This is a genomic window from Streptomyces sp. NPDC052036 (assembly GCF_040680495.1).
Classification (GTDB): Bacteria; Actinomycetota; Actinomycetes; order Streptomycetales; family Streptomycetaceae; genus Streptomyces.
Map to the genome: position 1 here is coordinate 1 of NZ_JBFAWW010000135.1, position 1,208 is coordinate 1,208.

Annotated in this window: 1 protein-coding gene; it reads right to left on the reverse strand. The window is 73.5% G+C overall.

Annotated features, from left to right (window positions below; all coding sequences use genetic code 11):
• Nucleotides 1-1,208: zinc-binding dehydrogenase (locus AB0L95_RS42235; protein ID WP_365172002.1), on the reverse strand; the 1,208-nt coding region annotated here is incomplete at both ends.

Genomic DNA, 1,208 nt, shown 5'->3' on the forward strand with positions numbered 1-1,208 from the left:
CCCGCACCACCCGCCGCCAACCGGCGCGCCACCACCAACCCCAGACCACCCAGACCACCCGTCACCAGATACGCCGCATCCGACGACAACCGGACCGGCCGGTCGAAGGTAAGCACGACCTTCCCGATGTGCCGGGTGTGCTGCATATGGGCGTAGGCGCGGGCCGCGTCCCGGCGCGGGAACACCGTCATGGGCAGCGGGCGCAGCGCGCCGGACGCGAACAGCTCGCCCAGCGCCTCGAACAGGCAGGGCAGCAGCGTGCCGTCGCGTTCGGCGTCGTCGCCGAGGTCGAACGGGAAGTAGCCGACGTCGGGCCGTGCGCTCCGCATCCGGTCGGGGGACCAGATGCCGAGCTTTCCCATCTCGACGAAGCGTCCGCCGGGGGCGAGCGCCGACAGACCGGCGGGGATGAAGTCGCCGCTGAGACTGTTGAGGATGACGTCCACGCCCTTCCCTCCGGTGAGGGCGAGCAGTTCCTCGGCGAACGAGGTGCTGCGGGAGTCCAGGACGTGGGTGACGCCCAGGGCCCGTACCGCGTCCCGCTTGCCGGCACCGGCCGTGGCGAACACCTCCGCGCCGAGGGCCCGCGCGATCTGCACCGCGGCCCCGCCGACGCCGCCGGAGGCCGCGTGCACCAGCACCCGTTCGCCGGGCCGCAGCGAGGCCAGGCGGGCGAGGGCGTAGTAGGCGGTCAGGAAGGCCAGCGGGACCGTGGCGCCCTCGGTCATGGACAGCCCCTGGGGCAGCGGGGCGACCTGGCTCGCCGACGTGGTGACGTAGTCCGCGAAGCCGCCCTCCGTCATCGCCATCACCGCGTCGCCGACGGCCGGTTGCGTCACCCCGGGGCCGACGGCGGTGACGACGCCCGCGCATTCGAAGCCGAGCGGGATGTCCCTGGCGTGTTCGAGACCGTAGGCCCCCGCGTAGTGGTCCCGCATCATGCCCAACGAGATCAGCACGTCACGGAAGTTGAGACCGGCGGCCCGCACCTCGATCTCGACCTCGCCCGGCTGCGGGGACCGGCGCCGGGCCGGCTGCGACCGCAGGTACTCCGGTCCGCCGTACTCGGTGAGCACCAGCCTGCTCGGGGCCGGATCGGGGGTGGGATCGGCGGCCGGGGTCAGTTCCGGGCGCAGCCGGCGCCCGTCCCGTACCGCGCTGTACGACAGTTCCGTACGCAGCAACCGCTCCAGCGGCGCCGCCCCGTC